This is a genomic window from Paraburkholderia bryophila, from assembly GCF_013409255.1.
Classification (GTDB): domain Bacteria; phylum Pseudomonadota; class Gammaproteobacteria; order Burkholderiales; family Burkholderiaceae; genus Paraburkholderia.
Genome location: NZ_JACCAS010000001.1, coordinates 4,049,440 through 4,075,102 on the forward strand (window position 1 = coordinate 4,049,440; position 25,663 = coordinate 4,075,102).

General features: G+C 63.5%; 22 protein-coding genes and 3 tRNA genes. 17 read left to right on the forward strand and 8 right to left on the reverse strand.

Annotation, left to right across the window (positions count from 1 at the left end; translation table 11 throughout):
- Positions 1 to 127: 127 nt before the first annotated feature.
- Both GGD40_RS18195 and GGD40_RS18200 read right to left on the reverse strand, forming a co-directional pair.
- Positions 128 to 1,510 carry a sigma-54-dependent transcriptional regulator gene (locus GGD40_RS18195; RefSeq protein WP_179744448.1) on the reverse strand — a complete coding sequence of 461 codons (1,383 nt, stop codon included), beginning with the start codon at positions 1,508 to 1,510 and terminating at the stop codon, positions 128 to 130.
- Positions 1,511 to 1,729: 219 nt separating this feature from the next.
- The gene (locus GGD40_RS18200) at positions 1,730 to 1,936 is read right to left on the reverse strand and encodes a CsbD family protein (RefSeq protein ID WP_035547320.1); all 207 of its coding nucleotides are present in this window, start codon (positions 1,934 to 1,936) and stop codon (positions 1,730 to 1,732) included.
- 356 nt (positions 1,937 to 2,292) lie between these two features.
- Here GGD40_RS18200 and GGD40_RS18205 point away from each other — a divergent pair, with 356 nt between their 5' ends.
- Positions 2,293 to 3,675, forward strand: a complete 1,383-nt coding sequence (locus GGD40_RS18205; protein WP_179744449.1) for an SGNH/GDSL hydrolase family protein — start codon at positions 2,293 to 2,295, stop codon at positions 3,673 to 3,675.
- A gap of 98 nt (positions 3,676 to 3,773) precedes the next feature.
- Here GGD40_RS18205 and efp read toward each other — a convergent pair whose 3' ends face one another.
- Entirely contained in the window at positions 3,774 to 4,331 is a 558-nt protein-coding gene (efp, locus tag GGD40_RS18210; protein WP_035547317.1) for an elongation factor P, read from the reverse strand.
- 316 nt (positions 4,332 to 4,647) lie between these two features.
- On the reverse strand, positions 4,648 to 5,841 hold the full coding sequence (gene earP, locus GGD40_RS18215; protein ID WP_179744450.1) for an elongation factor P maturation arginine rhamnosyltransferase EarP: 1,194 nt from the start codon (positions 5,839 to 5,841) through the stop codon (positions 4,648 to 4,650).
- Positions 5,842 to 6,183: 342 nt separating this feature from the next.
- Between earP and uvrC the strand changes: the two genes are divergently transcribed.
- From uvrC to GGD40_RS18275, 12 genes are all read left to right on the forward strand, one after another.
- Positions 6,184 to 8,529, forward strand: coding sequence for an excinuclease ABC subunit UvrC (gene uvrC / locus GGD40_RS18220; protein WP_179744451.1), 2,346 nt, complete (start codon positions 6,184 to 6,186; stop codon positions 8,527 to 8,529).
- Between the two features lie 155 nt (positions 8,530 to 8,684).
- The gene (gene pgsA / locus GGD40_RS18225; RefSeq protein WP_111929797.1) at positions 8,685 to 9,278 is read left to right on the forward strand and encodes a CDP-diacylglycerol--glycerol-3-phosphate 3-phosphatidyltransferase; all 594 of its coding nucleotides are present in this window, start codon (positions 8,685 to 8,687) and stop codon (positions 9,276 to 9,278) included.
- 162 nt (positions 9,279 to 9,440) lie between these two features.
- Positions 9,441 to 9,516, forward strand: a tRNA-Gly gene (locus GGD40_RS18230).
- Between the two features lie 64 nt (positions 9,517 to 9,580).
- A tRNA-Gly gene (locus GGD40_RS18235) sits at positions 9,581 to 9,656 on the forward strand.
- Between the two features lie 122 nt (positions 9,657 to 9,778).
- A tRNA-Cys gene (locus GGD40_RS18240) sits at positions 9,779 to 9,852 on the forward strand.
- A gap of 133 nt (positions 9,853 to 9,985) precedes the next feature.
- Positions 9,986 to 10,267 (forward strand): hypothetical protein, encoded by a 282-nt coding sequence (locus tag GGD40_RS18245; RefSeq protein ID WP_179703536.1) that lies wholly within the window; start codon positions 9,986 to 9,988, stop codon positions 10,265 to 10,267.
- 90 nt (positions 10,268 to 10,357) lie between these two features.
- Positions 10,358 to 10,975: a hypothetical protein gene (locus GGD40_RS18250; protein WP_179744452.1), complete on the forward strand. Its 618-nt coding sequence runs from the start codon at positions 10,358 to 10,360 to the stop codon at positions 10,973 to 10,975.
- Positions 10,976 to 11,223: 248 nt separating this feature from the next.
- Positions 11,224 to 12,642 (forward strand): dienelactone hydrolase family protein, encoded by a 1,419-nt coding sequence (locus GGD40_RS18255; RefSeq protein WP_179703538.1) that lies wholly within the window; start codon positions 11,224 to 11,226, stop codon positions 12,640 to 12,642.
- 121 nt (positions 12,643 to 12,763) lie between these two features.
- A complete protein-coding gene (locus GGD40_RS18260; RefSeq protein WP_179744453.1) occupies positions 12,764 to 13,162 on the forward strand; it encodes a hypothetical protein in 399 nt (132 codons plus the stop codon).
- Between the two features lie 45 nt (positions 13,163 to 13,207).
- On the forward strand, positions 13,208 to 13,966 hold the full coding sequence (locus GGD40_RS18265; protein ID WP_179744454.1) for a TraB/GumN family protein: 759 nt from the start codon (positions 13,208 to 13,210) through the stop codon (positions 13,964 to 13,966).
- Between the two features lie 205 nt (positions 13,967 to 14,171).
- On the forward strand, positions 14,172 to 15,155 hold the full coding sequence (locus GGD40_RS18270) for a sensor domain-containing diguanylate cyclase (protein ID WP_179703541.1): 984 nt from the start codon (positions 14,172 to 14,174) through the stop codon (positions 15,153 to 15,155).
- An 86-nt stretch (positions 15,156 to 15,241) separates the two neighbouring features.
- On the forward strand, positions 15,242 to 15,739 hold the full coding sequence (locus tag GGD40_RS18275; RefSeq protein WP_179744455.1) for a GNAT family N-acetyltransferase: 498 nt from the start codon (positions 15,242 to 15,244) through the stop codon (positions 15,737 to 15,739).
- A 105-nt stretch (positions 15,740 to 15,844) separates the two neighbouring features.
- Here the strand turns inward: GGD40_RS18275 and GGD40_RS18280 are convergent, their stop codons facing one another.
- Genes GGD40_RS18280 through GGD40_RS18290 form a run of 3 tightly spaced genes read right to left on the reverse strand, consistent with a single transcriptional unit; the run spans position 15,845 to position 17,935 of the window.
- Positions 15,845 to 16,732, reverse strand: coding sequence for a cytochrome c oxidase assembly protein (locus tag GGD40_RS18280; RefSeq protein ID WP_179744456.1), 888 nt, complete (start codon positions 16,730 to 16,732; stop codon positions 15,845 to 15,847).
- 9 nt (positions 16,733 to 16,741) lie between these two features.
- Positions 16,742 to 17,215, reverse strand: coding sequence for a copper chaperone PCu(A)C (locus tag GGD40_RS18285; protein WP_179744457.1), 474 nt, complete (start codon positions 17,213 to 17,215; stop codon positions 16,742 to 16,744).
- Between the two features lie 18 nt (positions 17,216 to 17,233).
- Positions 17,234 to 17,935 (reverse strand): SCO family protein, encoded by a 702-nt coding sequence (locus GGD40_RS18290; RefSeq protein ID WP_179744458.1) that lies wholly within the window; start codon positions 17,933 to 17,935, stop codon positions 17,234 to 17,236.
- Positions 17,936 to 18,346: 411 nt separating this feature from the next.
- On the opposite strand from GGD40_RS18290, the gene otsB reads away from it, so the two are divergent.
- Both otsB and otsA read left to right on the forward strand, forming a co-directional pair.
- Positions 18,347 to 19,096 carry a trehalose-phosphatase gene (gene otsB, locus GGD40_RS18295; RefSeq protein ID WP_179744459.1) on the forward strand — a complete coding sequence of 250 codons (750 nt, stop codon included), beginning with the start codon at positions 18,347 to 18,349 and terminating at the stop codon, positions 19,094 to 19,096.
- A 55-nt stretch (positions 19,097 to 19,151) separates the two neighbouring features.
- Complete coding sequence (gene otsA / locus GGD40_RS18300; RefSeq protein WP_179703547.1) at positions 19,152 to 20,609, forward strand: alpha,alpha-trehalose-phosphate synthase (UDP-forming); 1,458 nt, start codon at positions 19,152 to 19,154, stop codon at positions 20,607 to 20,609.
- Positions 20,610 to 20,757: 148 nt separating this feature from the next.
- On the opposite strand, the gene GGD40_RS18305 is transcribed toward otsA, so the two are convergent.
- Complete coding sequence (locus GGD40_RS18305; RefSeq protein ID WP_179703548.1) at positions 20,758 to 22,593, reverse strand: ABC transporter ATP-binding protein; 1,836 nt, start codon at positions 22,591 to 22,593, stop codon at positions 20,758 to 20,760.
- Between the two features lie 696 nt (positions 22,594 to 23,289).
- Between GGD40_RS18305 and GGD40_RS18310 the strand changes: the two genes are divergently transcribed.
- On the forward strand, positions 23,290 to 24,354 hold the full coding sequence (locus GGD40_RS18310) for a glycosyltransferase family 4 protein (RefSeq protein WP_179703549.1): 1,065 nt from the start codon (positions 23,290 to 23,292) through the stop codon (positions 24,352 to 24,354).
- A gap of 304 nt (positions 24,355 to 24,658) precedes the next feature.
- Entirely contained in the window at positions 24,659 to 25,513 is an 855-nt protein-coding gene (locus tag GGD40_RS18315; protein WP_179703550.1) for a hypothetical protein, read from the forward strand.
- Positions 25,514 to 25,663 lie beyond the last annotated feature (150 nt).

Sequence of the window (25,663 nt, forward strand, 5' to 3'; positions counted from 1 at the left end):
ACGTGGGGTTGGTCAGCAGTCTGCGGCGCCTTCAATTGAAGGCGCCGTTTTTTCATGAACCTCGGCGGCCTGAAACGTGAAACGCGCAGCAGGCAACGACCGCCTCGCGCGTCGCCCAACCCAAACCTCAATTCAACCGCATCCGCTGCAACTTGTTGTACAGCGTCTTCGGACTGATCCCCAGCAGCGACGCCGCACGGTGCCGCGTCCCGCCGACCGCATCGAGTGTCGCGCGAATCAGCATTTCCTCGACGTCCGCGAGCGGTGTGCCGACGGTCACCTGCACGCGGCTGCCGTTCAGATCGCGGCCATTGGCCGAGCCGGCTTCGTCGGCGCGCAGCGATTCCACCACGTCGCCCGACGCGTGATACGCGCGCCGCGCCCGTTCCTGCAACTCACGCACGTTGCCCGGCCATTCGTACGCGAGACATTCGCGGATGAAGTTCGGCCCGACCTGCTTGGCGGCTTCCGCCGTCCCGCGTGCGGCCGCTTCGTGGTTCAGTTCGTCGACGATCGCCTGAGCGATCAGCGCCGGATCTTCGCCGCGCTCCCGCAGCGGCGGCAGGGTGACGGCCGCGGCTTCGAGACGCAGCGCCAGGTCTTCGTGCAGGCTGCCGTCGGCCACCGCTGCGCGCGGCGCTTTGCGCGTCGAGGCGATCAGCCGGAAATCCGTCACGACCTGATGCGTACCGCCGACCCGCATGAAGGTCTGCGAGTCGAGCGCGCGCAGCAGCGCTTCCTGCTGGGCGCGCGGCAATTCAGCAATTTCGTCGATGAACAGCGTGCCGCCGCTCGCCTGTTCGAACAGGCCCGGCTCCCGCTGCTCCGCGCCGTTGAATGCACCGCGCTCATGACCGAACAACACGCTATCCAGCGAGCGATGCGCCGCCGCGCTGGCCGCGGTCCGGCAATCGAACGTGATGAACGGGCCTTTGCGGCGCCGGCTCATGTCGTGCATCGTGCGCGCCGCGACCTGCTTGCCGGTGCCGGCTTCGCCGGAAATCAGCACAGCGGCCTCGGTCGGGGCGATATGTTCGATCGTGTCGTACACGTGCTGGATCGCCCCGCTGCGACCGAGCATCGCGCCGAAACGGCCGAGCTGCCGCAGCGAAGCGCGCAGCGTCTGGACCTCTTCGGTCAACTCGTAGGGCCGCGGAATCCGCGCCAGCAGGCTGCGCAAGCGCGGAATGTTGACCGGCTTGAGCAGATAGTCCCAGATGCCGTGCCGCAAACCTTCGATCGCGCTTTCCACCGTCGCGTTGCCGGTCATCACGATCACCGGCAACGCGCCGCCGGGCGGATGCGCGGGCAGATGCTGCAACACGTCGAGCCCGCTGCCGTCCGGCAGATTCAGGTCGACCAGCACGACATCGGGAATGAAGCGTGTCAACGCCGCCCGCGCTTCGGCGATGGTGGTCGCGGTGTCGACGGAAAAGCCGTCGGCCGCGAGGATGGCGGACAGGCCTGACAGGCTATTGGGATCGTCTTCAACAATCAGGGCGTGTGGCATGGCGAGCGCAATTTTTAAATGGATGGAATACCGATGCATCGCGCCGGGATACGGGCGCGCAGCATGGGCGCGATAGCTGGCCGGTACTGCCGGTCGAATGGGGCGGCGATTCCACTCACATTCGACTCACGTAGTTCTGGTCCTTGGTTTGATCTGAGCCGGCCTGTTTCGACGCGGATGCGCGTCGATAGACCGCCTGTACTTCCTTCACTCGGCCTGTCAAAAATGCCGATTACTGTCGAAGAAACGGCGCACTTCCAATTCCGCCTGTTCACGCGTCTTGCCGTAACGTTCCTGGATCAGCCCGGCGAGTTTGTCGGCACGGCCTTCGGCCTTGGTCAATTCGTCGTCCGTCAATTCGCCCCATGCGGTCTTGGCTTTGCCCAGCATCTGCTTCCACTTGCCTTCAGCGATGTCGTTATTCATGTCGCCTCTCCGGAGTTGAAGAAAATAAAGTCGTACTGGCCTCTCTCGAAGATAAGCAGGGACTGTGCCAAAGGCGTTTGCTCAGCTTTATCAAGGATTTGTCGGATGCAAGCTGAGTCAATTCGCGTCTCGACCAGGCAATTTTAGACAGGCTGCCGGTAAAGTTTTCCTAACCATACACGGCGGCGCAAAAAAGAAAAAGCGCCTAAATTCAGCCGCCATGGCAAGGCTAATTTTTCTTCATGGCGGGTGATCCGGGCGACGTCCCGCGACTGACGGTCTCTTCGCAACGAATGGCGCGTGCCGCTACGCGTTGCTTTGAATCGATTTATCCGCCACAACCGAAGGAGCAGTCCATGATTTGCCAATGTGTCGCATCGCTGGGTCGCCGGATCACCAACACGGCCGTGTGTGCCGCACTGCCGTTCGCGGCCGCCGGCGCAAACGCCGCGGCCGAGCCGGTCTCTTTCCCGACGCCTACCGGCGACATGACGCTATCGCCGTCCGGTCCCCTTGCTGTGCCCGTCCCGCAGTCGCGCGCCATGCCGGTTGAGTCCCCGTCGGCCTTACGCCGGGGCAACGACACGTACACCTATCTGCGCTGCTGGTATCGCAGCAGCGCAGATCCGCTCGAGCCCAACGCGAGCTATGAATGGGCGCTCGATCCGAGCGGCGGTGACTGGTATCGGGTGCCTGGTTTCTGGCGGGCGGACGGCGTGACGCAATGGAAGAACATGTTCTACAGCGTAAGGACGCAAGACACCCTCAACGACGTGTGCCGTAAGACGCTAAACGCGCGGGGTATCCGGGCGGAACTCACGCAGGCGGTGGCGGCCAACAACACGTTGTCGTTCAACTTCACGATCTGGAGTATCGACAGCGCGTGGCAGGAGCCGCGCATCAACAAGCTGATCGTATTCGGCGACAGCCTGTCGGATACGCAAAACACCTTCAATGCAAGCCAGTGGACGCTGCCGAATCGCGCAAGCTGGCATGCGGGACGTTTCAGCAACGGGCCCGTCTGGCCCGAGTATCTGGCCGGCGTGTTGCACCTGCCGATGTATAACTGGTCAGCCGGAGGGGCCGCGACCAATCAGCACTTCGTCGTGCCCGGCCTCGTGCAGCAGGTCGAGTCATGGCGCGACTATATGAAGTTCGCGCCGGACTATCGACCGGGTAACACACTGTTCGCGGTGCTCGCCGGCGGCAACGATCTGGTCAGTTACGGCCGCACGCCCGAACAGGCGGCGAATGCCATGCGCGACAGCCTGGAGCAGCTCGCCGCGGCCGATGCGAGGCGCATCTTGCTCGTCACACTCCCTGACGTATCCCGTGCGCCGGTCGTCGTCGCGCGTGGCGACGCAGTGCGGGTGGCCGCCGAGGTTCAGGATTACAACCGGAGGCTGGTCGAGGTGGCAGCGGCGTTGCGCCTGCGATACGGCGCGACGCTTCAGCTCGAGATATTCGATGCCAATGCGATCTTCGACGACTTGCTGCGCCATCCCGAACAATACGGACTCGACGATACGACGCACTCGTGCCTCGACATTCCGAATCCGTCCGCACTCACTTACCTGAGCGCGCAGATCCCACGCGCGATCTGTGACGACCCGGCGCGCTTCCTGTTCTGGGACGCGCTGCATCCGACGACCGCGACGCACGCGCTGCTGGCACAACGTATCGCATCGTTCGTGCGGGAGCGATTTGGAAACGGAGAGCTTCAGGTTGCCGCACAATAAAAAACGACCCGATCGCTTGCGCGGTCGGGTCGTTTTTGCCATTTGCTCCACGACGCCGGCAGGGCGCCGGCGCGCGACTCAAACGGGCGGCCAGGCGCTTACGCGCGGCTGCGGTATTCGTGCGTACGCGTGTCGATTTCGATCTTGTCGCCGATGCTGCAGAAGAGCGGCACTTGCAGTTCGAAACCCGTGGTCAGCTTGGCGTTCTTCAACACCTTGCCCGACGACGTGTCGCCCTTGACGGCCGGTTCCGTGTAGATGATTTCGCGAACCAGCGTAGTCGGCAGTTCGACCGAGATCGCCTTCTCGTTGTAGAACACGACTTCGCAAGCCATGCCGTCTTCGAGGTAATGGAGGGCGTCGCCCATCATTTCGCCTTCGACTTCGAACTGGTTGTAGTCGGCGTCCATGAACACGTACATCGGGTCAGCGAAGTACGAGTAGGTGACTTCCTTGCGTTCCAGCACGACGACGTCGAACTTGTCGTCGGCCTTGTACACGCTTTCCATGCCTGCGCCGGTCAGCAGGTTCTTGAACTTCATCTTGACGACGGCGGAGTTGCGGCCCGATTTGTTGTATTCGGCCTTCTGCACAACCATTGCGTCTGCGCCGATCATCACGACGTTGCCGGTGCGGAGTTCCTGTGCGGTCTTCATAAAACTGTCCTGTACGAAATGAGTAGCTTCAACTAGTGCTCAACGGCATACGGCGCAAGCGGCTTCGGCGCTTCTCTCACTGCGTGCCGCGCCGCATGGGAGCGGTACGGCGGGAAGCTAGTGCATGAAGCGTGGCCAGTATGCCGCGAGGATTCGCGGGAGGCTGCATGATCTGCCGCCTCGATATGCTTGCGTCCGTTACCTTGCTTTTACCCTGTGCGGGCGTGTACACGAGTGGCGCCGATTCGCAACCTACCTTGCAACCTGCTTTGCTGCGATCGGGCCGCGCTTGCGTCGTCGGCCGTTGGATAACCGCTCATTTTAACTGAGTTTTTGCGAACAAGGCCAGATTTCCAGCGAGGTCGCCTACTTCGGCCAGTTCGACCGCCCAGTCGGCCGCGCGCTGCTTCAGCGCCGGGAGGTGGCGCCGGAACGCCGCCCAGTCCGGCTGTCCCGCGCCGTTCCACGCGTGCCAGAAGCGCGCCAGCGCGTCGCGGGCGTCGGCGGGCAGCGTGCGGGCGTAGTGGGCGAGCGCGGCGTCGAGCTTGGGCAAATGGGCGTCGTCGGCTTGCGGGTAGATATGCCAGACGAACGGTTTGGCCGCCCATTGGGCCCGTACGAACGAATCTTCGCCACGCACGAAATTGATGTCGCTCGCCCAGAGCAGCGCGTCGTAGCCCGGCTGGCTGGTGAACGCGAGCGCGTGTGCGCTGAGGTTGCCGCGTTCGGCGTGCTTGCCGGCGGCGAATTCGGGCAGCCCGAAAAAGCGTGCGACCGCGCCCGAGACGCGGCCTTCCGGCACCAGCAGCACAACCGGCTCGGCGTTGTCGCGCCATTGTTCGAGCAGGCCGTCGACGGCCGGGTTTTCGTACGCGAACAGCGAGACGACCGTGGCCGCGGCGGAGGGCGGCGCGCGGCCGACGGTCTGTTGCCACCATGCGGCGCGTGCCGCCTGCGAGGTTTCGAAGGCCGCGCGCGCGGCGTCGAGATGCCGTTCTTTCAGCACGCCGCCGGTGCCGGGTCCGAGTCCGGGGAAGAAGAACGTCTTGGTCAGCGGATGGCGCGGATGCGGCGACGGCCGCAAATGAAAATCCGCGACCCAGTCTTCGGCGCTCAGATATTCCAGGTTGAACCATACCGGCGCGCGTTCGCGCCGCGCCATCGCGGCGACGTAGACCGGCGGCAGTTCGCAGGCGAAGGCTTCTATCACGACGTCGGCGACGTCGAGCGTGTCACCCGCATGCGCCGGCTGATGCCAATGTTCGACGACGATGCCGCCGATCGTCTGGCGAGCGCGGTCCAGCGCCAGCGACGGGCACAGTTTCTGGAACGCATGCAGATCGTCGACGAATACGCGCACCTGCCAGCCGTGCTCGCTCGCGAGCTGACGCGCAAGACGCCAGCACACGCCGATGTCGCCGAAATTGTCGATGACCGCGCAGAAGATGTCGCAGGCGATCGCGGTGGAAGGGGCTTCGACGGGTCCGGAAGAGCGCGCAGCGGTGGACATGGTGGCCTGGGTTGCGGATGCAAAAAAGGGTGGGGTGACGTCGCGGCGCATGCAGACGCGGCTTGCGGTGAATTGCCTTGGCGCGTTACTTGGCGCTTTGCCGTGGCGCGTTCCCCGGCGCTTTGCCGAGTATTGCACCGGCGAGTTGCCGAGGCGCCGCCAGACAACGCCCCGGCGCATTTCCGCCGCGCTACCGGATTCGCGGCAGCCGGTTCGAACGGGCGTGGAATGCTCTAAACTGGCGATTCTAAAGCACCCGTCCACGACTGCGCACACCGGTTTTGCTCCGGCGCACGGCGCGAGGCGAGGCCCCGCGAGACAGTCCCACCCAACCGATTCTGCATGACCGAACCTGAAGCAACCGACGTCTTCGAGCCGAAAAAAGTGCTCGCCCAACTGCCGCATCTGCCCGGCGTGTATCGCTATTACGATACGCACGGCGCGGTGCTTTACGTGGGCAAGGCGCGCGATCTCAAGAAGCGCGTGTCGAGCTACTTCACGAAGACGCTGCTGTCGCCGCGCATCGCGATGATGGTGACGCGCATCGCGCGGATCGAAACGACAGTCACGCGTTCCGAGGCCGAGGCGCTGCTGCTCGAGAACAACCTGATCAAGGCGCTCGCGCCGCGCTACAACATTCTGTTTCGCGACGACAAGTCGTATCCGTACCTCAAGCTGACCGGTCACAAATTTCCGCGCATGGCGTACTACCGTGGCTCGGTGGATCGCAAGAACCAGTACTTCGGGCCGTTTCCGAGTGCGTGGGCGGTGCGCGAGAGCATTCAGATCCTGCAGCGCGTGTTCCAGTTGCGCACCTGCGAAGACTCGGTGTTCAACAACCGCACGCGGCCGTGCCTGCTGCATCAGATCGGCCGTTGCACCGCGCCGTGCGTCGCGGCGATCAGCGAAGAAGACTATGCGCACGACGTCGCCAACGCGTCGCGCTTTCTGCTCGGTCGTCAGGGCGAAGTGATGAACGAGCTCGAGGGCAAGATGCATGCGTTCGCGAGCGAGCTGAAGTTCGAGCAGGCCGCGGCGGTGCGCAACCAGATGAGTTCGCTGTCGACGGTGTTGCATCAGCAGGCGATCGAAGTCGGCAGCGATAGCGACGTGGATATTCTCGCGGTGGTCGCGCTGGGCGGCCGGGTCTGCGTGAATCTCGCGATGGTGCGTGGCGGCCGGCATCTCGGCGACAAGGCGTATTTCCCGGCGCATGTGGAAAGCGCGTTGACGGTGGATGAGGGCGGCCTCGAAGAAGGCGCTGAGGGCGTTGCGGTGCTGGCGGGCGTGGCAATGAGCGTCGCTGTCTCGGACGCAGCGGACAACGTGAGCGGCGAGACGGAAGCGTCCGACGTGGATGGCGATGCGCTCGCGATCGCGGCAGCGCTGTCGGTGGAAGACGATGATGAGGCGGCGTTAGACGCCGACGCCGACGCCGAACAAGACAACGACGCCCAGAACGCCGGCTCTGACGCCGAAGCACAACCCGCGAAACCGCGCAAAGGCCGCGCGTCCGGCGGGATCGAAGCCGAGGTCCTCGAGGCGTTCATCGCCCAGCATTACCTCGGCAATCGCGTGCCGCCGGTGCTGGTGGTCAGCCACGCGCCGGCCAACCGCGAACTGGTCGACGTGCTGATCGAGCAGGCCGGCCACAAGGTCACCGTGCTGCGTCAGCCGCAAGGCCAGCGACGCGCGTGGCTCGCAATGGCCGAGCAGAACGCGCGGCTCGCGCTGGCGCGCCTGCTCTCCGAACAAGGCTCGCAGCAGGCTCGCACACGCGCGCTGACCGACACGCTCGGCATGGAGTGCGACGATCTCGCGCATCTGCGGATCGAATGCTTCGACATCAGCCATACGATGGGCGAGGCGACGCAGGCATCGTGTGTGGTGTATCACCATCACAAGATGCAGTCGTCCGAGTACCGCCGCTACAACATTACCGGCATCACCCCCGGCGACGACTACGCGGCCATGCGCCAGGTGCTCACGCGCCGCTACGAGAAGATGGTCGCGCAAGCCGCCGCGAATGCCGGCGAGAGCGCTGCTGCGGGTGATGTCGCGAATGATGTAGCGAGCGACACGTCGAGCGACGCCGCCAATGCCACCGACGAGGCCGTCGATTTGCCGGTCGATACGGCCAACGGCGTTGCCTCTGGGCCGGTCTCCGACCCGGCACTCGCGCCGGAAACGACCGGGCCCACGCTCGCGTCCGAAACCTCCGAACCAGCGCCCACGGGCGGCATTCTGCCGACCATCGTGCTGATCGACGGCGGCAAGGGTCAGGTTGAAATCGCGCGCCAGGTGTTCTCCGAGCTGGGCCTGGACATCGGCATGCTGGTCGGCGTCGCGAAGGGCGAAGGACGCAAGGTCGGCCTCGAAACGCTGATTTTCGCCGACGACCGCGCGCCGCTCGAACTTGGCAAGGAAAGCGCCGCGCTGATGCTGGTCGCGCAGATTCGCGACGAAGCGCACCGTTTCGCGATCACCGGCATGCGCGCGAAGCGCGCCAAAACTCGCCAGACCTCGCGGCTCGAAGAACTCGAAGGGGTCGGCGCGAAGCGGCGTCAACGGTTGCTCGCGCGCTTTGGCGGACTGCGTGGCGTGGTCGCGGCGAGCGTCGAGGATCTGGCGAGCGTCGAAGGGATTTCGCAGGCGCTCGCCGAGCAGATCTATCGGCAATTGCACTGATTGCATTGATGACGGTAGCGCGGCCAAGCCCGCTCACCGGCTGCGACCCAGCGCCCAGGCGGCGCGCCGTGCCATGGCCCGTGCGCCGCTTTGCTTGTGGCAGGCCTTGTGACACGGCACAATTGCATCTCCCTTGCCCGACGCTGCGCCTGCCCATGCCGTTTAATTTCCCGATTTTCCTGACCTGGCTGCGGATCGTCCTGATTCCGCTCGTCGTCGGTGTGTTCTATTTGCCCGACATGATGATGAGCCCCGCGCACCGCAATCTGGCGGCCGCGACGATCTTCATTCTGGCCGCGCTGACCGATTGGTTCGACGGCTTCCTGGCGCGCAAGTGGAATCAGACCTCGGCGTTCGGTGCGTTTCTCGATCCGGTCGCCGACAAGCTGATGGTGACCGCGGCGCTGCTGGTGCTGGTGCAACTCACGCGGATCGATTCGGCGATTGCGCTGGTGATCGTCGGGCGCGAGATCGCGATTTCGGCGCTGCGCGAGTGGATGGCGCAGATCGGCGCGTCGAAGAGCGTGGCGGTGAACTCGCTCGGCAAGTTCAAAACCGTGTGTCAGATGGTCGCGATTCCCATGCTGCTGTTCTACGGCCCGTTGCCGTTCGGTGGTGGCGTGGTGGTCGATACGCGCGTGTGGGGCCTGTGGCTGATCTATCTTGCCGCGTTCCTGACCATCTGGTCGATGCTCTATTACATGAAGCTCGCGTGGCCTCAGATCCGCGAACGCGGCGGGGCGGCATGAGTGAAATCTGTTCAGTAAAAGACATTCGCAAAAGGGGTTGACACGTTTCAGTCGATTCTCCATAATCTCGTTTCTCCGATGCACGCAGTTCGAGGCAGCAACGGAAGTAGCAGAGCAGTTACAGGCAGTATTGATGTAGTAGCACGGCAATAGCAGCACAAAGCGGGAGTAGCTCAGTTGGTAGAGCGCAACCTTGCCAAGGTTGAGGTCGCGAGTTCGAGCCTCGTCTCCCGCTCCAAATTTTTGAAGCAATGCGTTGTTTGGCGAAGTGAGAAATGCAGCGCGTTGTGAAGCAGTTCAATGCGGGAGTAGCTCAGTTGGTAGAGCGCAACCTTGCCAAGGTTGAGGTCGCGAGTTCGAGCCTCGTCTCCCGCTCCATACATAAGGGGAAGCAAGGCTTCCCTTTTTGTTTGATGGGCTGAAGGTTTCAGCCTCACCGGTTGTGCCGGTGGCCCACCAGACAAACCTGCGAATCTGCAGCTAGATTCCAGTCCGCTTGCGGCGCGATAGCAAAGCGGTTATGCAGCGGCCTGCAAAGCCGTTTAGGCCGGTTCGACTCCGGCTCGCGCCTCCAGAAGTTGATGTAAAGAAAAGCCCCGACTTGTCGGGGCTTTTCTTTTTGGCGCGTCTTTTTCCACGTGTGGTAATGGATTGTTGAAAGTGGTACACAGCCGTCTTCGATCGCTCAGAAAGTGCGCAGGAAATCCGTGGGTTCAGCAGTCGAATTGGATCAGACCGGCCGCTTGACCGAGGCGGCCAGCGCCACTGAAATGCTGCCTTCCTCCGCCGCGCAAACGCTGCGCATCCTTGCAGTCGGCGATAGTCATACCTGTGTGTGGGATGGAGAAGACCGGTTGTTGGGTGTCGGTATCTCCCGCAGCAAGATGTTCGCGGGACTCGATATGCTTCACTTGGGGCCGGTGCCTTCGAATCCACCGGAAAAGCTGCTGTTTATCGCAAGCCATCCAACCGTCGGCTCGGTGGAGTAGCGGAATCACGCCGCGCGGATTCTCAATGAAACGCTTGGTGTCCTCGCGACCGGGTGCCAGAACATTGCGCATGTCGATCTGTACAGCGGCTTGACCGACCTCTTTGGAAGAACGCGTGCCGAGCATTTTTACGACGGCATCCATCTCGCCGGTTCTTTTCTCGCAACCGCGGCCGACAAACTGCGCGCGGCATCGTCGCTCGGACGACGGGCGCTGGCCGATACGGCATTGACTAGCGTGGTCACGGTCGGATCCGAATGCCGGTTGCGCAATATCGCGACAGGCCTGCCGTACCATGTCAGCAGTATCTACGGATTTCAACCTCAACCGTTCCTCGCCGAACCTTCCGGCAGCCTAAGTTTCCACGACGAGGCGCCGGCCATCGAATTCGACCTGCATAGCGCCTATTGGATCGAAGGGATCGTCGTTCACAACTCGGTCGCAGGGCCGGACCGGGCGCGCTCGCTGGCGGTATCGCTGTCTAACGATCGCGTCGACTACCAGCCGGTATTCGCTCCCGACCAGGCGGCGTGGCCGGTGTTCGGCGCTTGGCAGGACGCACTGACCATTGAGATCGACGCCACCGCTCCGCAGCGATTCGTGAAGCTTCATCTGCGTGAAAAAACCTACTTTCATCTGGATTGCGTTCAGGTTTACGTCAGAAGCTTTTTGTCGGATACGGATTCGCGTGGTGATACACGACGGTAGCGCAAACGCAAAAATTGCCATGGCGCGGATGGATAAGAGCGCCGCGGCCATGAATCGAGAACGAAGCTCAAATCCACGACGGGTCGCGGAAACTCGCCCGCCTATTTCAACAATATTTTGAAACATTACGACTTGTTGTAAATCCAGTAATTCGGTGAATTGAATTGCAGGTGGGGCAAGCTTCGGGTAATTTTTTGCCTCGGTATTGGAAGCATATGTTTCCGTTATTCAAGATAAATAGAAAGAAAATGACACGGACACCACAGCGAATTCTGTTTTTCGTGCTGGCGCTGATGCTCTCGACGCTGACCCGCGCGGCATTCGCCGACGACGCGGCCGATGCGTCGAGGGAACCCGAAGCGCCGCTCAACGAGCGCGTGCTGAGTGTGCCGGGCGATCCCGAGCGGCCGGACACATTGCAGGTGACGGTGTTCACGCCGAGCGGTCCTGGCCCTTTCCCGCTTGCGGTGATGAACCACGGGTCGACGTCGAGCGAACCGCCCGCACAGCAACCGCGTTATCACATCTCGTTCTCTGCTTACTATTTTCTGTCGCGCGGCTACGCCGTCGTCATGCCGATGATGCGCGGCTACGCCGGTTCCCGCGGGACACTAAGCAAGTACGGCTGCGATGAGGTCATGACCGGTCTCGACGCAGCGCGAGACATCCGCGCCGTCATCGACTACATGAGGCAGCAGCCCGGTATCGACGGTTCACGCATCGTGGTGGCGGGGCAGAGCTTCGGTGGATGGAACACGCTCGCGCTAGGCGCGCTCAAGGTGCCCAACGTGCGAGGCTTGATCAGCTTCGCCGGCGGCATGAGAGAGTCGGATTGCGACAGTCAGGATTCAAGTCTGATCGACGCCGCCGGTCAGCTTGGCGCTCAGACCAGCATCCCCTCCATCTGGTTTTTTGGTGACAACGATCGCATCTTTCCCGTCGCCACCTGGCGCGGCATGTACAAGCAATACACCGCCGCCGGCGGCCGTGCCGAACTGGTCGCCTACGGTCCATTCGAGACGGACTCGCACAACATGCTGGGCTCCGGCGCGGCGCTGTCGATCTGGGTGCCGAAGGTCGATGCTTTTCTTGCGAGCATCGGTCTTCCGAACAGCCCGATTTATCCGCAGTACATGCCTGGCCCGCTTCCTCCTCCGAGTCATTACGCAAGTCTCGACGACGTGAAGGCGTTGCCGTATCTCGGCGATCAGGGCAGTGACTACTACAGGAGTTTCCTGGCCAAGCCGCTGCCGCGCGCGTTTGCTATTGGGCAAGGCTCCGCGTCGTCGTACTCGGGCGGCTTCGATCCACGAGCTCAGGCGTTGAAGGCCTGTCAGCAGCGCGGCCGGAATTGCCAGCTTTACGCGGTCGACAACGAGATCGTTTGGGTGCGGCCGACGAAGGAGCCGCCGCCCACGCAATTCGCCGTCCTCGAAGACGAAAAGGCGGTGCCCTATGTGAACGAGGGTGGCCGCGCCGGGTATGAGAAATTTCTTGCGATGCGCAGGCCGCGTGCCTTTGCCGTTTCGCCCGACGGGGGCTGGGACGCCGCCTCGCTCGGCGCCGACCCGCTGGCCTATGCGCTGAACGCGTGCAACAGGCTCCATCACGATTGCCGGCTCTACGCGGTGGATGGCGATGTCGTCTGGGCTGGCGCCCATCCGTGAACGGAGAGTGAGTTCGCCGCCCGAGGGGCGGTGCGGCGGGGCGATATCCGATGGCGAACCCGTTCACATTCGGGGCTTTTTTGCGGATACTTCGCTACTTCGAAACCTGCCAGGCGCGTCCATGCAAGGCCCCCAACGCCGCTCCCTCCAACTGCGCGTAATCTACGCGCTCTGCCTTTGCGGCGCCACCTGGACGCATCTGCAAGTCGCGCTGACTCACGGTCTCTGGTGGGACTACGGCGGCGCCGCGCCGCTCACGCGCGTCTACTGGACCTCGCTGCTGTTCATCGACCCGTTGACCGCGCTGTTGCTGCTCGTCGCGCCGGTCGCTGGACTCGTACTCTGCGTCGCCGTCATCGCAACGGATGTAGCGCACAATTCGTGGTTCGCGCTGCATCATCCGATCCGGATCGACCTGTATCTGTCGCAGATCGTCTTTCTGCTGTTTGTCCTGTCCACCGTCCGGAGCGCCTGGCGCGGCGCCATCCGCGCGCGTCCAGCGCTGTCCGCCGTCGATTGAGGCGTGCTCGCCGGCGGCGTTATCGACCGTCCACACCGAGGTTGCATGTATCTACAACTCACCGGCACCCAGCTGCGTCTGCTCGGCTCGATGCATCTTTTTCCCGCGACGAGCCGCCGTACCCCGCCCTGGATCGCCGAGGCCTACGACTGGGCCGAAACGCTCGTGTTCGAGTCCGACGCGCCGACCATCCTGCCGTTCCTGAAGGCCGCCACACAAGCCGGCGCCGATCGTCTGCGACCGCTGCTAGTCGACGACACATGGCAGCGGCTCAACGCCGTCTGGCCCACCGAAGGCCCGCTCGCACCGCTCGCCGAGCTACGTCCGTGGGCTGCGATGATCGTCGCGCCGACGCTGTTCCAGCAAGTGGTTGAAGGCGTCGAGCCGCGTCTGTTGCGCTCGGCGCTGACCCAAGGCAAACCGTATCGCTACCTGGAAACCTCGCAGGAGGTGGCGACGTCGCTCGATTCGATTCCGCTCGACGCGATCGCCGCGGCGCTTGACCTGCTGATGGCCGATCTCACCGAACCGCAGCGCACGCTCGAGAGGATGCATGCCGCGTGGATCAACGGCGATTTGCCGGCCGTGCAACAGATCGCCGTCGAATCGCCGATGTTCAATCTGCCTGGCATACGCGAGGCGATCCTCGACGCGCGCAATCGCGCGTGGGCAGCGCATCTGACGGCGCTGATCGAGCGACCGGAGCGCACCTTGGTGGTGGTCGGCGCGCTGCATCTGTGCGGCCCCGGCAACCTGATCGAATGTCTCGCGCGGCCTGTCGATCCGGTGCTGGACGGAGCCTGATAAAAACCGCGCCAGGTCATGCCAGGTCATACCACGACGGGCTTTACGCTGCGTGCAACCCCGCTACGAGCTTAACGGGGCGGAACTCCGCCCCCCGGGTTTAAATCCCACTGAAAACCTGACCGCAAAGGTTTGCCCCGAAGTTTGCCGCTATACACTGAGTGCCAGTAACCGCAGCCAACCCAACGGCCATAGGAAACACGACATGCATGTCCCACCGACGCCCAGCAATGAAAGCGCCCGTCTCGACACCTTGCGTGCGCTGCATATCCTCGACACTTCGCCCGAAGAGCGGTTCGACCGCCTGACGCGGCTCGCCAAGCGGCTGTTCGGTGTGCCGATCGCGCTCGTGAGCCTCGTCGACGCCGACCGCCAATGGTTCAAGTCCTGCGTCGGCCTGACGGCCAGTGAGACATCGCGCGACATCTCGTTCTGCGGTCACGCGATTCTCGGCGACGAAATCATGCTGGTGCCCGATGCGTTGGCCGACGCGCGTTTTCACGACAACCCGCTAGTCATCGACAACCCGAATATCCGTTTCTATGCCGGCTGTCCGCTGACGGTGCCCAACGGCAGCAAGCTCGGCACGCTCTGTCTGATCGACGTCAAGCCGCGCGGTCTCGACGAAGAGGAGCGCGAACTGCTGCGCGATCTGGCGCGCATGGCGGAGCAGGAACTGGCCGCCGTGCAGCTCGCCACGCTCGACGACCTGACGCTGCTGTCTAACCGGCGGGGTTTCGAAGCGCTCGCGCAACATGCGCTGAACGTCTGCAAGCGGCTGGAGAAACCGGCGTCGCTGCTGTTCTTCGACCTGAACGACTTCAAGCAGATCAACGACACCCACGGCCACGCCGAGGGCGATCGCGCACTGACCACGTTCGCCGACGTGCTGCGCACGGCGCTGCGTGAGAGCGACGTGATCGGGCGCTTGGGCGGCGACGAATTCGTTGCATTGCTGACCGATTCGAGCAGCGCCGAAACGCACGAAGTCACGCAACGTCTCCAGCATCTGCTGGACGCGCGCAATGCCGAAGAGAAGCGCGGCTATCAGATCCGTTTCAGCGTCGGGCAGATTCAGTACGAGCCCGCGCGGCATGCGTCGATTGCTGAATTGCTGGCGGCCGCGGATGCGGCGATGTATAGCCACAAACAGGCGTCGAAGGCACGCGCCGCGCAGCAGCGCATCTGAGCGCGCGATAGCGTGGGGCTGCCGCGCGCGGCATAATCGTGGGTCGCCGCGGCGCCTGGCCGCCGGTTCTTTTTCGAAGCGCTTCCATGACCGAACCGCAACACACCGCCGCCACGCGGCGGGCACAACTCGAATGGCGCTGGAAAGCGTTCAGCGACCTCAGCAGCGCCGAAGTCTATGCGATGCTGGCGGCGCGTAGCGCGGTGTTCGTCGTCGAGCAGAATTGCCTGTATGGCGACATCGACGGGCTCGATCTGGACGCGTGGCACCTGTTTGCGTTCGGTCCCGGCGAAGAGCGTTATCCGCCGTTGGCGGGTTATCTGCGTGTGCTGCTGCCCGAGGCTGAAGACAGCGATATCCGCATCGGCCGCGTGCTGACCACGGTGCCGTTCCGCGGTATCGGTCTGGGCAAAGCGATGCTCGAGCGCTCGCTCGAGCACATCCGCGCGCAGTGGCCCGGCACGCCGATTCGCCTGCATGCGCAAGCGCATCTGCAAGGCTTCTACAGCGCGTTCGGCTTTACGCCGGTGTCGGACATTCACGACGAAGACGACATTCCACACGTGTGGATGCGCTCGCGCTGAAGCGAAGGCGGCGCGTTCGGCGGACTAAGCTCGCCGGTTAGCGAGCTAGCTGGCTAGCTTGCGCCGCGCAGCCGCCGTCAAACCCCAGCAGTTCGTCCAGTCTCACTACTGACTACCGCTCGCCGACGCCGACGCGCCCGGCGGCGTCGACCCCTGTGCCACCGTTACGCGACGTTCATTGCGCAACCGTCCACGCGCCGACAGCCGCATCCAGTGACGCAACGCGATCAGCGCGCCGATCACGCTCATCATCGAACCCGGAATCCACAGCAGCAGCCCGCCGATCTGCTGATCGCGCATCGGGCTCAACCAGGTGAACGCGCGACCGCAGATCGAATAGATCGGATACAGCTCGCGCGGCGTAAAGAAGATGAACGCGCCGAGCATGATCTGCGGCGGAATCGCGGCGATCACCACGAGAACGCGCTTGCCCGGCGACAGCCGCGCCGGCGGCGCCGGACGCGGATCGAGCACGAGCCACCAGAACAGCAGGCCGTCGATCACCATGCTCCAGTTCATCACGCGATAAAGCCGCCAGTCGAGCATCGCGACGAAATGAACCGGCGACATCAACCAGAAGTAAATCAGCCCGACGAACAGCGTGACCGCGACCACCGGATGCATCACGACGTCGAGCGTCCGGCGCACCAGCGGCGTCGCCAGCGCGGGCCGCACGAAACGTTGCCGCCAGCGGAACGGAATCCCCGCACGCAACGCGGCGCCCGGATACGACAGCGCGATGAAGAACGGCCCGAGATGATGCAGCACCAGATGCTGCGCGCGATGCATGAAGAACTCATGCTCGAAGAAATAATCGAGCCGAGTATGCAGCGCGACGTACAACGCCACCAGCCCGAACCAGAACGACAGACGCCGGCGGATCGACACCTTCGCCTTGTGCGCGCCGCGCACGAACAGGATCGCCGGAATCAGCAGCGCGATCACGACGGTCGGCGAAAACTCCCATGGATCGAGCCAGTAGAGCAGATTCATCGCAGCGTGCTAGTTGGTTTGGGCGGGCGACTTGACGGCAAACGGCGTGTCGAGCGTTTCGCCGTCGGAGAACTTCAGCGTCAGATGCACCGTGTCGCCCGGCGCGACCTTGTGCTTCGCATTTTCGAGCATCACGTGATAGCCGCCGGGCGAGATCGCGACCTGGCCGTGCGCCGGCACCGTCAGTTTGTCGACCATCACCATTTTCTGCGACGAACCGTTCGACACGGTCTGATGCAGCATCGCGTCGCCGTAATCGGCGCTCGAAATATCGACGAGATCCACGGGTTTATCGCTCGCGTTGACCAGCGTCGCGTAGCCGGCGGCGGGCAGGTTGTTCGGCAACCAGCGGACCCAGGCGTTCTTCACGCTGATTGCCCGTGCGTCGGCACCGGCGGCTTGCGCGACGGGAGCGAAGGCGAAACCGAGCGTGAGCGTGAGGGCGGCGGCTAACGAGGCGGATGGTTTGAACTTGATCGACATGAATGATCTCGGGAAAAGTCAGGAACGGTCGTCGACGATACGGCGCAGGTCCTGCGCGATCGCGTCGGGGGTGTCGTGATCGGTGGCGAGCAGGCGCGCGTGGCCTTGCTGGTCGAACACGTAGACGGCGGAGCTGTGGGTCACTTCATAGCCGCCGTTGGGATCGCGCTTTTCCATCTGATACGCGACCCGGTAGCGCTTGGCGAGCGACTCGATCTGCCAGTCGGTGCCGGTCAGCCCTTCGGCATGCTTCGCGTCGAATGCGCCGACGTAGTCGCGCAAGGCCTGCGGCGTGTCGCGCGCGGGATCGACGGTGATGAACAGAATGCGCACCTTCTGCGCATCGGGCCCGAGTTTGGCGAGCACCTGCATCAGGCGGCCCATCGTTTCAGGGCAGACGTCCGGACAATGCGTGTAGCCGAAGTAGACGAGCGAGGTGCGGCCTTTGAACGACTCGCCGGTCACGGGACGGCCGTCGTCGCCGGTGAGCTTGAAATCGAGGTCCGGCAGATGGCCGGTCACATCGGTCAGTTGCCATGTTTCGGCGCGATGCGTGCAACCGGCCAGCGACGTGAGCGCGCCGGCGGCAAGCACGACACTCAGCGCGAGCCGTCGCGCGAACCGGGGCTGAAGGCGCGGCGCATGGGCCGGTGGCGACTGTCGGGAGGAGAGGATCGGGAACAAAGCAGGGTTCAATGACTCGATTGAAGAGCGGCGCATGATGTGCCTGTTGAGCGGCGCGCGGCGTCGTCTGCAAGATGGGTTGGCCGGTTGTCTCCGGGGCTGCCTCTGAACGGCGCCGCTCGATCCACACACAGTGCGCGTGGCCCGTCATGGCGCGCACAACAGCGTGGCGGCGGCCATGATCCGCGTGGCAGCGACTGTATCGCAAAATCATCGTCGACGCCGCGCACCGCCCGCGGGCGCGCCGTTTGCGAGGCAATTTGACGCAGCCGGCTGAAAGCTCGCTGAAGCCGGAATGTTCGGCTTTTGAACGCGATCGGCTGACACCTTGGGGCGCGCCGCCCGGCTGGGCTTGTGTCCTGGCTTACTTTCTCGAAAAATTGACCGATGCGCGGTAAGATGCGCACACTTTTCCGGCCGCAAAAGGCTGAAAGGCAAAACACTCCGATGCAAGCACTTCCGGCTGTTCTGTCTCCGAGCGAGACGGCATTTTTCTTCGATTTCGATGGCACGCTGGTCGAACTCGCGCCCACGCCGGATGGCGTGCTGGTGGAGCCCCGCGTGATCACGCTACTCGCCGAGCTGCGCAGTCTGACGAACGGCGCGGTCGCGATCGTGTCGGGGCGCGGCATCGACAGTATCGACGGCTTTCTCGGCATGCCCGATCTGCCGATTGCCGGTTTGCACGGCGCCGAACGGCGCGACGCGAACGGCGACACGCAGCGGATCGGCTTCCACGACGAGCGGTTGCTGCGCATGGAGCAGGTGCTCGCGCAGGTCGTCAACGAGCATCCCGGCATGCTGCTCGAGATCAAGGGCGCGGCGCTCGCGCTGCACTACCGCAATGCGCCGGACCGCGAGCCGGTTGCGCGCGAGGCGACCGAGCGGCTGGTGGCCGATTACCCCGGCGCCTACGTGCTGCAGCCGGGCAAGATGGTCTACGAAATCAAACCGAAAGACGTCGACAAGGGCCGCGCGATGCGCGCGTTTCTCGACGAACCGCCGTTCGTCGGCCGCCGGCCGGTGTTCGCCGGTGACGACCTGACCGACGAGAAAGGCTTCGCCGTCGTCAACGAGCGCGCCGGGCTGTCGATCAAGGTCGGCGCGGGCGAGACGCTGGCGCACACGCGCATCGACTCGGTGCCGGTGCTGCTTGACTGGCTCGCCGTTATCGTCACGGCGGCTCGCGCAGCATGAGAGCCGCGCCGCATCGTTTGAAAAACTCAACGTATTGCTTCGGGAATCGCGCTTCATGAGTCGACTGATCATCGTATCGAACCGGGTTGCGCCGATCTCGGAGGGCGGTCCGGCGGCGGGCGGTCTGGCCGTCGGCGTGTACGACGCGCTGAAGGAAACCGGCGGCATGTGGTTCGGCTGGAGCGGCGACGTGCTCAGCTCGGGCCAGCCGCAGATCAAGGTCGAAGAGCGCGGTCCGGTGACTTTCGCGACCATCGCGCTGATGCGGCGCGACTACGATCAGTACTATCGCGGCTTCTCGAACGCGACGCTGTGGCCGGCGTTTCACTACCGCGCTGACCTGGTGCAGTACGACCGGCATGATTTCGAAGGGTACTGCCGCGTCAACGCGTGGCTCGCGCAGCAACTCGTGCCGCTGCTGCGCGACGACGACGTGATCTGGGTGCACGACTATCACCTGATCCCGTTCGCGCAGGCGCTGCGCGCGGCCGGCGTGAAGAACCGCATCGGCTTCTTTCTGCATATTCCGTTTCCGGCTTCGCAGGTGTTGCTGGCGGTGCCGCCGCATCGCGAACTGGTCGAAGCGCTCTGTTCGTTCGACCTGCTCGGCTTCCAGACGGCGCCGGATCTGCGCGCGTTCTGCGATTACATCGTCAACGAGGCGAACGGTTCGGTCGATGTATCGGCTAGCGGTCCGTCGACGATTCATGCGTTCGGCCGCACACTGCGCGCGGCGGCTTATCCGATCGGCGTCTATCCGGACGAGATCGCCGAACTTGCGAAAGCGGGCGAGCGCGGCAAACCGGTACGCACGATGAAAGCGACGCTGCATTCGCGCAAGCTGATCATGAGCGTGGACCGGCTCGATTATTCGAAGGGGCTGGTCGAGCGGTTTCGCGCATTCGAGCGGCTGCTCGAACACCACACCGGGCAACGGAACAAGGTGTCGTTCCTGCAGATCGCGCCGCCGACGCGCGCCGACCTCCACGCGTATCAGGACATTCGGCTGCAACTGGAAGGCGAGTCGGGGCGGATCAACGGACGTTTCGCCGAACTCGACTGGACGCCGATTCTGTACATCCACAAACAGTACGAGCGCTCGGTGCTGGCCGCGCTATTCCGTACCGCGCACGTCGGCTATGTGACGCCGCTGCGCGACGGCATGAACCTCGTCGCCAAGGAATACGTGTCGGCGCAGGATCCGGAGAATCCGGGCGTGCTGGTGCTGTCGCGTTTCGCGGGCGCCGCGCAGGAGTTGGACGGCGCGCTGATCGTCAATCCGGTCGATATCGACGGTATGGCCGAGGCGCTGGCGAGAGCGCTCGAGATGCCGCTCGCCGAGCGTCAGGCGCGTCATCGCGACATGATGGTGCAGTTGCGCGAGAACAATGTGTCGGTGTGGCGCGATAACTTCATGCGCGATCTGCAGGGTGTGGATGGTGCGAAGCGCACCGGTAATGGGAAGAAGCGCGCCGCGACGGGGAAGAAGGCGGCGAGTGCTTTGGCTGGATAGGGTGCTTTCAGTGGCGCCTGGTTTGAGGCGTGTGGTGTAAAAAAAGCCGCTCGAATGTTGAGCGGCTTTTTTATCGGCGGGCTGCGGTGAAGGTGAGGGTGACGTCTGCGACCAGGTTTGACGCCTGGTAGCTTCAGCGCGCGTGGCTTCAAACCACGTGCTGTTCGTCCACCTTCTTACCGCCGACATGCAGCGTCGTGCCCTTGCCATATTGCTTCGCGAGCAGATCGCGATACAGGCCCGGACGTTGGCGCAGCTCTTCGGGACTGCCGTCGTCGATCACCTTGCCGGCGCTCATCACGATGATCCGGTCGAAGTTGTTCAGCGTGGACAGCCGGTGCGCGATCGCGACCACGGTGCGGCCCACCATCAGCCGGTCGAGCGCTTTCTGGATCGCCTCTTCCGATGCGCTGTCGAGCGCCGACGTCGCTTCGTCGAGCAGCAGGATCGGCGCGTTCTTCAGGATGGCCCGCGCAATCGCGATCCGTTGACGCTGCCCGCCGGACAGCTTCACGCCACGGTCGCCGACGATCGTGTCGTAGCCTTCCGGCATCGCTTCGATGAAGTCGGCGCAACGCGCTTCGCGCGCGGCCGCCAGCACTTCTTCGCGCGTCGCCTCGGGGCGGCCATAAGCAATGTTCTCGTACACCGAGCGATGGAACAGCGAAATATCCTGCGGCACCAGCGCGATCGCGTGGCGCAAGCTGTCCTGGGAAATCGTGGCGATGTCCTGACCGTCGATCTTGATCGCGCCGCCTTGGGTTTCATAGAACCGTTGCAGCAGCGCCAGCACGGTGGATTTGCCCGCGCCCGATTTGCCGATCAGACCGACTCGTTGACCCGGCTGGATATGCAGATCGAAGTGATCGAGAATCGGCCGGCGGCGCGGATAGGCGAACGTCACGCCTTCGAACGCGATGCGGCCGCCTTGCGGCACGAGTTCGGACGCGCCGTCGCGGTCCGGCATGCCGTGCGGTTCGAGCAGCGTGCGCACCGCTTCCGCCAGACGCGCGACATGCTGCGTCACGTCGACCAGCGCCACGGCCAGATCGCGCGTGCCGTGCAGAATCGTGAAGCCGAGCGAACTGACGAGCACGATGTCGCCCGAGGTCGCCTTGCCCTGATCCCACAGCCACAGCGCCCAGCCCAGCAAGCCCGCCGACAGCAGCGCGGTGATCACCGCGTGCAGCAGGCGCAGCTTTTCCAGATACAGCAGGCTCTGCTGGCGGGCGTCCATCTCCGCCTTGACCGTCGCGCCGAATCGTTGCTGCTCGCGAAACGTCATGCCGAAGGCGCGCACGAGACCCATGTTGCTGATCACGTCGACCAGCTCGCCGTCCACCGAAGCCGCCTTGGTCGCGAAATGGTGATGCCGCGCCGAGCCGCGCCCAGCCAGTTTGTACAGCACGACCGACAGAATCGCCGAGCACAGCATCAGGCCGCCCGCCATCAGCGGATTCACCGCGGTGATCATGACGATCGCGCCGAGCACCGCGATGCACGGCGGCAGCACGTTCCAAGCGGTGGTGTTCTCGGCGGTGTAGACCGCGTTCGAGGTGGCCGTGATGCGGCTGGCGAGCATGCCGGGCTGCTTCTCGGCGTAATAGCTAGGCGAGTGGCCGCTCAGATACTGGAACAGATCGCGCCGCAGATCGCCCGTCACGGCGACGAACGTATGCGCGGCGACCCAGCCGCCGACCCGCCACAACAGGTTGTCCGCGGCGATCAGGCCGACCAGGATCGCGAACGCGCCCCACAGCGGACCCGGATGGTGCCGGCCTTCGCCGAGCACGTCGATCAGATGTTTGATCGCGTATTGCGAAGCGAGCGCACAGCCCACGGCCGCAAACACGCTGCACAGGACGATCGCGTGCGCGAGCGGATGGCGGCGGATAAAGCGGAAGAGAAACGCAAGCGGCCGGTGCGCAAAGCTCGCGAGCTTTGCGTTTTCGGCGTTACGCTGGGCAATGGTTAAATGTTCCAATTGATCGTGAGTAGGTCGATGTGAGTCGGGTTGTGCATGCAATGCGCGGGCCAGACGGAAAAAACTGTTGCCGCGAGGCCGATGCTTCGCATTGTAAACATGCAAAAGCGATTGCGCCCTGTGTATCCGGGCGTTGACGCGACTGATTTCGCGATAGACCTCCGCAACCTACTGGTGCTCGACCCCGAGAACCGCTCAGTGGTTCACGCAAGTTGCGGAAAATTTCGAGATATAATTACAAATTGCATTCAACCGCGCTGCGGCATTTCTTCAACGCTTGCCGGCAAAGTTGACGCAGAGCCTCGCGGGGCCGGTCAGTCGGTTTATCCCGCAAACCAGTTGCCACTGTAGAACTGTCATAGAAAACAAGGGTTTGCAAAGTGTTTCGCGTGTGTAACAACGTAAAGACTTTGAAATGTTGTGGTGCAGCGAGATGCCCGGCATCGATAATGCATGCTTCGTAGGCCCATGAAATATCTGACAGTTTGTCAACGTAGCGGGTGCGGGTGCGTTTACCGGCACAGGCGCAGACGGTGACCCACTGGTCTGGGCTCACTACCCCAAGCGATCCATCGCAGGATTTCTCGAAAGAATCAGGCCCGCGCCGGCGATCCCGGCCAGACTGCCCTGGCGAGCAAGCGAGTCGCTTTTAACAAACGCAGTATCTTTGCCTGATTTTTTACGAGGACTTTCATTATGCGAATCGCTCAAATCGCTCCGTTGCACGAGGCGGTTCCTCCCAAGCTGTACGGCGGGACGGAACGCGTGGTGTCCTACCTGACTGAAGCGCTGGTCGAGCAGGGCCACGACGTCACGCTCTTTGCGAGCGGCGATTCCATCACCTCGGCAAAGCTCGAAGCCTTCTGGCCGCAGGCGCTGCGCCTCGACCCGACGATCCGCGACGTGATGGCGCCGCACATGCTGCTGCTCGAAGAAGTGCGCCGCCGCGCGGACGAATTCGACGTGCTGCATTTCCACATCGACTATTACCCGTTCTCGTTGTTCGCGCGTCAGCCGGTGCCGTTCCTGACCACGCTGCACGGCCGTCTGGATCTGCCGGAACTGCAGCCGGTCTTCAACACGTTCAGCGACGTGCCGGTGGTGTCGATTTCGGACAACCAGCGTATTCCGCTGCAACAGGCTAACTGGTTGCAAACCGTGTATCACGGCCTGCCGGAAAACGTGCTCACGCCGATCCCCGACGTTGAGCCGGGCTACCTCGCTTTCCTCGGCCGCGTTTCGCCGGAGAAGGGCCTCGACCGCGCGATCCGCATCGCCGGCCAGGCAGGCATGAAGCTCAAGGTCGCCGCCAAGATCGACAAGGCCGACCGTGCCTATTACGAAGAAGTGATCAAGCCGCTGATGGCGCTCCCGCACGTCGAGTACATCGGCGAAATCGGCGAGACCGAAAAGCGTGAGTTCCTCGGCAACGCGCATGCACTGGTGTTCCCGATCGACTGGCCGGAGCCCTTCGGTCTGGTCATGATCGAAGCGATGGCATGCGGCACGCCGGTGATCGCGTTCAATCGCGGTTCGGTGCCGGAAGTGATCGAGAACGGCGTGTCGGGCTTTGTCGTCGAAGACGAAATCAGCGCGGTCGCGGCGGTCAAGCGCCTGCACACGCTGCCGCGCGCCAACGTGCGCAAGGCGTTCGAATCGCGCTTCTCGTCGAAGGTCATGGCGAAGAACTACGTCGCCACGTACGAAGAACTGCTGCGTCAGAAGCATCGCTCGGTGCTGCGCGAAGTCAACGCCAGCTAATGGCTGGCGGGCGGCCCGCGGTGACTCGCGGGTAGCCGATTAATGCCTGGCAGATAAGGCATCGGCAAGGCGCTCGTCATCCAGACAGACCGGCCGCCAGCGTGCTTCAGGCACGCCGAAGCCACCCACAACGCCTCGCGCGCTAACCGCTCGCGGGGCGTTGTTGCATGCGCGCCGCGTTTTTTGCGACAAGCGGTGGAAAGTGGGGTTTTCGGGGCGGTAAGAATGAGCCACTCTCCGTAATATCCCTATAATGGCCGTGCCGCAAATTTGGCTGCGGCGCCGCCGACGACAGGAGGATGCCTTGGCGAGAACGAAAGAGACGCGTGCGAACGCGGCGCCTGGCGCCGGAACGATTTTCGCGTTGCGCGCCGTCGGTCTCGTGCTGCTGGCTCGCTGGCTTTTTTCGATGGCGCAGATGGACCTGGGCGCGTCGTTGTCGGCGATGGTGTCGTCGCCATGGGCGTGTATCAACCTGGTGTTCCTGTTCCTGCTGATCTTTCTGCCCGGTGCGCGCGCCGTGGCCGAGCGACCGCTTCATCCGTTGCCGCAATGGCTGCGGCAAGCAGTGCGTCTGTTCGCTTTCCTCGGTTTGCTGTTTGCGGTCTGGTCGGTCGGGGCATTTGCGGCGAGCGCCGGCTGGCGGCGCGCGGCGCAAGCGGTGGCTTCCACCAACGGCTGGCTGCTCGTCGCGCCGGCGCTGTATGCGGCGGTGGTGTGGATCTGCCGGCCGCGCGCGTTGTGGCGAACCAATATCGCCGCGCGCCGTTTCGCGATTGGCCGCTACGCGGTCGCGCTCGATCCGGCCACACGCACCGTGATCGTGTGGGCTGAGCGTCGCAAGGTCGGTCAGTACGACGCGCGCGAATTGTCCGTGCGCTGGGCGCTGGGGCAGGACGCCCGCGTAACGCCTACGCCTACGCCGGTGGTGGCCTTCAGTGCAGCCGGCGACCCGGGCGGATCGGCTGCGTCGCTTGGATCGGCCGCCGCTCCTGCGATGACGCGTGGCATTTTTGGCCGTCGGCCGAAGATCGAATTGCTGTGGGATTCGCCGGCCGCCGCGGGTCACAACCGGCAAACCGTATTCCGCGCCGCGTTGACCACCGAAGGCGACCGGGTCGCCGCGCGAGCACTCGACACTTCCTTGCGGCAGGTTTGATCCCGTAAGCTTTGTGCAGTCGGCCACACCCGTGGCCAGCGTGCGCATCGTAAAGTCAGCATTAGTCGATAATGAAGTCATGCCGCCCGGCGCTTCACGACGGGCGAGTCAGACGTACAACGATCGTATTGCGTCTTTTCCAGGAGTCGC